The sequence below is a fragment of the Mycobacterium sp. NGS67 genome, from assembly GCF_059812185.1.
This window is the reverse complement of record NZ_JCALCF010000063.1, coordinates 1-6,024: the sequence shown is the minus strand read 5'-3', so window position 1 is coordinate 6,024 and position 6,024 is coordinate 1. Positions and strand designations below refer to the sequence as shown.

Genomic DNA, 6,024 nt, shown 5'->3' with positions numbered 1-6,024 from the left:
GCAGGGTACGCAGGGTACGCGCGGAAAGCTACTTGGCCTTCTCCAGGATCTCCACGAGTCGCCAGCGCTTGGTCGCCGACAGCGGACGCGTCTCCATCAGCGAGACCCGGTCGCCGATACCGGCGATGCTGTTCTCGTCGTGCGCCTTGACCTTCTTGGTGGTGCGAATGATCTTGCCGTACAACGGGTGCCGAACCCGGTCTTCCAGCTCGACGACGATGGTCTTCTGCATCTTGTCGCTCACCACGTAGCCGATGCGGGTCTTGCGACGCCCGCGCGGCTTCGGGGTGGCCGGAGTGTTCTTGGGGCCCTTCTCCTTCGGCGCGGCGTCCTTCGGAGCCGCCGCCTTGGTGGGAGCCGCCTTCTTCGGAGCCGCCTTCGCGGGAGTCTTAGCCTCTGCCATCACGATTCCTTCTCGTCGGATCCGTCAGGCCCGGAAGCCAGACCCAGTTCTCGTTCGCGCAGCACCGTGTAGACCCGCGCGATTTCCTGACGCACCGTACGGAGCCGGCGGTTGTTGGTGAGCTGCCCGGTGGCCATCTGGAAGCGCAGGTTGAACAGCTCTTCCTTGGACTCCCGAACACGCTCGTTCAGTTCTTCGTCGGTGAGCTCACGCAGTTCACCAGGCGAAATTCCCACTGCCATCAGAACTGATCCTCTCGGGTGACGATGCGTGCCTTGATCGGCAACTTGTGGATCGCCCGGGTGAGCGCCGCGCGCGCGGTCTGCTCATTGGGGTAGCTCAGCTCGAACAGCACCCGGCCCGGCTTGACGTTGACCACCCACCACTCCGGCGAACCCTTACCGGAACCCATCCGGGTCTCGGCGGGCTTCTTGGTCAGCGGACGGTCGGGGAAGATGTTGATCCACACCTTGCCGCCACGCTTGATGTGCCGGTTGATGGCGATACGAGCGGACTCGATCTGCCGGTTGGTGACGTAGGCGTGCTCGAGGGCCTGGATGCCGTAGTCGCCGAAGTTCACCGACGTGCCGCCGCTGGCGATGCCGCGCTGACGGGGGTGGTGCTGCTTGCGGTGCTTGACCTTGCGGGGAATCAACATGATTCAGCTCTCCGTGCTCTGCGCCTCTACCGGCGCTGCGGCTTCTGCGGACGCCGTGTCGTCGCCGCCGGCGGCCCGGCCGGCGTCGGTGCCGGTGGCCGTGGTGCCCGACGCGCCGCTGCGTCGCGGACGGGTGCCCGAGGGACGCTCGCGACGCGGACGGTCGGCACCGGCGGGAGCGGCAGCCGCGAGTTCACGCTTGCCGCCGACGATGTCGCCCTTGTAGATCCACACCTTCACGCCGATGCGGCCGAAGGTGGTCTTGGCCTCGTAGAGGCCGTAGTCGATGTCCGCGCGCAGCGTGTGCAGCGGCACCCGACCCTCGCGGTAGAACTCCGAACGGCTCATCTCCGCGCCGCCGAGGCGGCCCGAGCACTGCACCCGGATGCCCTTGACGTTGGGCTGCCGCATGGCCGACTGGATCGCCTTGCGCATCGCACGGCGGAACGCGACCCGGTTGCTCAGCTGCTCGGCAACGCCCTGGGCCACCAATTGTGCTTGCGACTCAGGGTTTTTCACCTCGAGGATGTTGAGCTGAACCTGCTTGCCGGTCAGCTTCTCCAGGTCGGCGCGGATGCGGTCGGCCTCGGTGCCGCGGCGGCCGATCACGATGCCCGGACGCGCGGTGTGGATGTCCACCCGGACCCGGTCGCGGGTCCGCTCGATCTCCACGTCGGCGATGCCGGCGCGCTCCAGGCCGGTCGACAGCAGCCGCCGGATCGCGACGTCTTCCTTGACGTATTCGGCGTACTGCTTGTCGGCGTACCAACGCGACTTCCAGTCGGTGGTGATACCCAGCCGGAAGCCGTGCGGATTGATCTTCTGGCCCACTAGTCTGAGCCTCCCTTCGCTTCGGCAGCCTCAGACGTTTTCGGTTCGGCCTTGGTAGCGGCCTTCTTTGCCGGTGCCTTGGTGGCCGCCTTCTTGGCGGGTGCCTTCTTGGCGGGTGCCTTCGCGGCGGCCTTGCTGCCCTCGGCGCGACGCGCGCGCGACGACTTCGACGACCGCTCGTCCTTGCTGGGCCGGCTCTCCACGATCACCGTGATGTGACTGGTGCGCCGGCGGATCCGGAACGCGCGGCCCTGCGCGCGCGGGCGGATGCGCTTGGCCGTCGGGCCCTCGTCGGCGTACACCGTGGCGACCACCAGGGTGGCCGGGTCCAGTCCATTGTTGTTCTGCGCGTTGGCAGCTGCGCTGGCGATCACCTTGGCGACCGGCTCGCTGGCGGCCTGCGGCGCCCAGCGCAGGATGTCGAGTGCGTCGGTCACCGACCGGCCGCGTACCAGGTCGATGACCCGGCGTGCCTTCCGCGGCGACACCCGCACGAACCGCGCCTTGGCGGTCGCCGAGGGATATTCAGTGGTGGTGGTACTCATCGCCGTTTGCTCTTCCGGTCGTCCTTGATGTGTCCCTTGAAGGTGCGGGTCGGGGCGAACTCACCGAGCTTGTGACCCACCATCGACTCGGTGACGAACACCGGGACGTGCTTGCGGCCGTCGTGCACCGCGAAAGTGTGCCCGATGAAGTCCGGGATGATGGTCGACCGGCGCGACCAGGTCTTGATGACCTGCTTGGTGTTCTTCTCGTTCTGCACGTCGACCTTCTTGAGCAGATGGTCGTCGACGAACGGACCCTTCTTGAGGCTGCGTGGCATGGTTGGTTACTCCTACCGGCCGTGCTTCTTGCCGGTGCGCCGGCGTCGGACAATGAGCTTGTTGCTGGCTTTGTTCGGGTTGCGGGTGCGGCCTTCGGGCTTGCCCCACGGGCTCACCGGGTGACGGCCACCGGAGGTCTTACCCTCACCACCACCGTGCGGGTGGTCGACCGGGTTCATCACGACACCACGGACCGACGGACGCTTGCCCTTCCAGCGCATCCGGCCGGCCTTGCCCCAGTTGATGTTCGCCTGCTCGGCGTTGCCGACCTCGCCGACCGTTGCGCGGCAGCGCACGTCGACGCGGCGGATCTCACCGCTGGGCATACGCAGCGAGGCGTAGGTCGCTTCCTTGCCGAGCAACTGGATGCTCGACCCGGCCGAGCGCGCCAGCTTGGCGCCACCACCGGGACGCAGCTCCACCGCGTGCACCAGGGTGCCGGCTGGGATGTTGCGCAGCGGCAGGTTGTTGCCGGGCTTGATGTCGGCGTTGGCGCCCGACTCGACGACGTCGCCCTGCGAAAGCCCGTTCGGCGCAATGATGTAGCGCTTTTCGCCGTCCAGGTAGTGCAGCAGTGCGATGCGGGCGGTGCGGTTCGGGTCGTACTCGATGTGCGCGACCTTGGCGTTGACCCCGTCCTTGTCGTTACGGCGGAAGTCGATCACCCGGTAGGCACGCTTGTGGCCACCACCCTTGTGGCGGGTGGTGATGCGGCCGTGCGCGTTACGCCCGCCGCGACCGTGCAGCGGACGAACCAGCGACTTCTCCGGCGTCGTCCGGGTGATCTCGGAGAAGTCCGACACGCTCGCGCCGCGGCGGCCCGGGGTCGTCGGCTTGTACTTGCGAATTGCCATGTCTAATCAGCTCTTTCTGCGCCCGGGCTACGCCGGTGCTCCGAACAAGTCGATCGGCTTGCTGCCCGGTGCCAGGGTCACGATCGCGCGCTTGGTGCTCTTGCGCTTGCCGTAGCCGGTCCGGGTGCGCTTGCGCTTGCCCTGCCGATTCGCGGTGTTCACCGATGCGACCTTGACGGCGAAGATCTTCTCGACAGCGATCTTGATCTGCGTCTTGTTCGAATCGGGGTGCACCACGAAGGTGTACACGTTGTCGTCGAGCAGCCCGTAGGACTTCTCGGAGATGACCGGCGCCAAAATGATGTCGCGGGGGTCAGCGATGGTCGCCATCTACGCCGATACCTCCTCGGTGCTGGCGGTGCCCTGGTGGGCGTTGATGTAGGCGTTGAGGGCCTCGACGCTGAACACCACGTCGTCGGCCCGCAACACGTCGTAGGTGTTGAGCTGGTCGGGCGGCAGGATGTGCACGCCAGGCAGGTTGCGCACGCTCTTCACGCCGGCTTCGTCGCTGCGGCCGACGACCACCAGCACCTGCTTGCGGTCGGTCAGCGTGGCCAGAAAAGCCTTGGCGCTCTTCGTCGAAGGCGTTTGCCCGCTGACGATTTCGGTCACCGCGTGGATGCGCCCGTTGCGCGCCCGGTCCGACAGCGCCCCGCGCAGCGCGGCGGCGATCATCTTCTTGGGCGTGCGCTGGCTGTAGTCGCGCGGCTGCGGACCGTGCACGGTGCCACCGCCGGTGAACTGCGGGGCGCGCGTCGAACCCTGCCGGGCGCGACCGGTTCCCTTCTGGCGGTACGGCTTACGGCCACCGCCGCTGACGTCGCCGCGGGTCTTCGTCGCGTGCGTGCCCTGGCGGGCCGCCGCACGCTGGGCGGTGACGACCTGGTGCATCAGCGCGATGTTGGCCGGTGCGTCGAACAGCTCGGCCGGCAGCTCGATGGAGCCGTCGGTCTTGCCGTCCGGCGTCTTGACGTCGATTTTCAGCCCGCTGGCGCCCTTCTGGGTACTTACCGTCTTGGCGGCCATTACTTCTCACCTCGCTTGATCGCGGTGCGGACCACGACGAGTCCGCCGGTGCGGCCGGGAACCGCGCCCTTGATCAACAGCACGCCGTTCTCGGCGTCGACCTTGTGCACCACCAGGTTCTGCACGGTGACCCGGTCGTTGCCCATCCGGCCGGCCATCCGGGTGCCCTTGAAAACCCTTGCCGGGGTGGCACATCCGCCGATCGAGCCGGGGCGACGGTGCACCGCCTGGGCACCGTGGCTGGCGCCCTGGCCGCGGAAGCCGTGCCGCTTCATGGTGCCGGCGAACCCCTTGCCCTTGGAGGTACCGGTCACGTCGACGTAGGCGCCGTCGGCGAAGATCTCCGCCGTCAGCTCCTGGCCGACCTGGTACTCGGCCGCGGCCTGCGGGTCGTCCAGGCGCAGTTCGGCCAAGTGCCGGCGCGGGTTGACACCCGCCGCCGCGTACTGACCGGTCACCGGCTTGTTGACCTTGCGCGGGCTGATCTCGCCGTAAGCCAGCTGCACCGCGCTGTAGCCGTCTTGCTCGGGCGTACGGATGCGGGTCACCACATTCGGCCCGGCCTTGACGACCGTGACGGGCACGACTCTGTTGTTCTCGTCGAATACCTGCGTCATGCCCAGCTTGGTACCCAGAATGCCTTTTCTCGCCATTTGACTGGATCTCCTACTGGATGTTGACGTCGACACTGGCCGGCAGGTCGATGCGCATCAGCGCGTCGACGGTCTTCGGCGTCGGGTCGAGGATGTCGATCAGCCGCTTGTGAGTACGCATCTCGAAGTGCTCCCGCGAGTCCTTGTACTTGTGCGGAGAGCGGATGACGCAGTACACGTTCTTCTCGGTCGGCAGCGGCACCGGGCCTACGACGCTGGCACCGGTGCGTACGACGGTCTCGACGATCTTGCGCGCCGACGCGTCAATAGCCTCATGGTCGTAGGCCTTAAGCCTGATGCGGATCTTCTGTCCCGCCACGCTTCTCCCTACCTCTTCTTCACACTCGAGTCCGTCACCGGACCTGATGCCCTCCGGCGCGCAAGTGCCTGCCCGTTCACGGGCCGGCCTAGCGTTGCGCCGGATACTGCGCCGCTGTTTACCTGTCGTGGTCCACCCGCTCCCCGCGCTCGGGTGTGTCACCCGCACGCAGCCTCGTAGGCGACCGAAATAGTCGCGCTCCAAGGATGGGACCGGACGCGCCCCTGGTGGGCGCTGGTCGTATGCCCGGCCAGGCGCAAACCTGGCGCTGGGCAACCTGAACAGTATGCCTGAAGATCAGCGCTCGGCCAAATCCCGGTCCGTCCGCCCGAACGAGGACCCACACACCGGGTCAGAACCGACCCTAGCTGGGCTTATCCGAGCCTGCGCGCGTGTCCCCGCCCTCGTCGCGAGCAGACGCAGAATCGCCCAAATTGGGCCGCGATAGCGCGATTC

Annotated in this window: 11 protein-coding genes; all 11 read right to left on the bottom strand. The window is 67.1% G+C overall.

Going from position 1 to position 6,024, the window contains the following annotated elements; genetic code table 11:
• Window positions 1-28: 28 nt before the first annotated feature.
• From rpsQ to rpsJ, 11 genes are read right to left on the bottom strand one after another with little or no spacing between them, the layout of a single operon-like run.
• On the bottom strand, window positions 29-406 hold the full coding sequence (gene rpsQ, locus AC5Y4D_RS27100) for a 30S ribosomal protein S17 (RefSeq protein WP_499944419.1): 378 nt from the start codon (window positions 404-406) through the stop codon (window positions 29-31).
• Entirely contained in the window at window positions 403-645 is a 243-nt protein-coding gene (gene rpmC / locus AC5Y4D_RS27095) for a 50S ribosomal protein L29 (RefSeq protein ID WP_500038740.1), read from the bottom strand. Before rpmC ends, rpsQ begins: the two co-directional genes overlap by 4 nt.
• The gene (rplP, locus tag AC5Y4D_RS27090; protein ID WP_499944417.1) at window positions 645-1,061 is read right to left on the bottom strand and encodes a 50S ribosomal protein L16; all 417 of its coding nucleotides are present in this window, start codon (window positions 1,059-1,061) and stop codon (window positions 645-647) included. Before rplP ends, rpmC begins: the two co-directional genes overlap by 1 nt.
• 3 nt (window positions 1,062-1,064) lie before the next feature.
• Complete coding sequence (gene rpsC / locus AC5Y4D_RS27085) at window positions 1,065-1,892, bottom strand: 30S ribosomal protein S3 (RefSeq protein ID WP_499944416.1); 828 nt, start codon at window positions 1,890-1,892, stop codon at window positions 1,065-1,067.
• On the bottom strand, window positions 1,892-2,437 hold the full coding sequence (gene rplV, locus AC5Y4D_RS27080; RefSeq protein WP_500038739.1) for a 50S ribosomal protein L22: 546 nt from the start codon (window positions 2,435-2,437) through the stop codon (window positions 1,892-1,894). Before rplV ends, rpsC begins: the two co-directional genes overlap by 1 nt.
• Window positions 2,434-2,715: a 30S ribosomal protein S19 gene (gene rpsS, locus AC5Y4D_RS27075; RefSeq protein ID WP_011739061.1), complete on the bottom strand. Its 282-nt coding sequence runs from the start codon at window positions 2,713-2,715 to the stop codon at window positions 2,434-2,436. The genes rplV and rpsS overlap by 4 nt, the downstream gene beginning before the upstream one ends.
• A gap of 12 nt (window positions 2,716-2,727) precedes the next feature.
• Complete coding sequence (gene rplB / locus AC5Y4D_RS27070; protein WP_499944414.1) at window positions 2,728-3,570, bottom strand: 50S ribosomal protein L2; 843 nt, start codon at window positions 3,568-3,570, stop codon at window positions 2,728-2,730.
• Between the two features lie 27 nt (window positions 3,571-3,597).
• The gene (gene rplW / locus AC5Y4D_RS27065; RefSeq protein ID WP_068033882.1) at window positions 3,598-3,900 is read right to left on the bottom strand and encodes a 50S ribosomal protein L23; all 303 of its coding nucleotides are present in this window, start codon (window positions 3,898-3,900) and stop codon (window positions 3,598-3,600) included.
• Window positions 3,901-4,596 carry a 50S ribosomal protein L4 gene (gene rplD, locus AC5Y4D_RS27060; RefSeq protein WP_499944413.1) on the bottom strand — a complete coding sequence of 232 codons (696 nt, stop codon included), beginning with the start codon at window positions 4,594-4,596 and terminating at the stop codon, window positions 3,901-3,903.
• On the bottom strand, window positions 4,596-5,249 hold the full coding sequence (gene rplC / locus AC5Y4D_RS27055; protein ID WP_499944412.1) for a 50S ribosomal protein L3: 654 nt from the start codon (window positions 5,247-5,249) through the stop codon (window positions 4,596-4,598). The genes rplD and rplC overlap by 1 nt, the downstream gene beginning before the upstream one ends.
• A 13-nt stretch (window positions 5,250-5,262) precedes the next feature.
• Window positions 5,263-5,568, bottom strand: coding sequence for a 30S ribosomal protein S10 (gene rpsJ / locus AC5Y4D_RS27050; RefSeq protein WP_003873519.1), 306 nt, complete (start codon window positions 5,566-5,568; stop codon window positions 5,263-5,265).
• Between the last annotated feature and the right edge of the window lie 456 nt (window positions 5,569-6,024).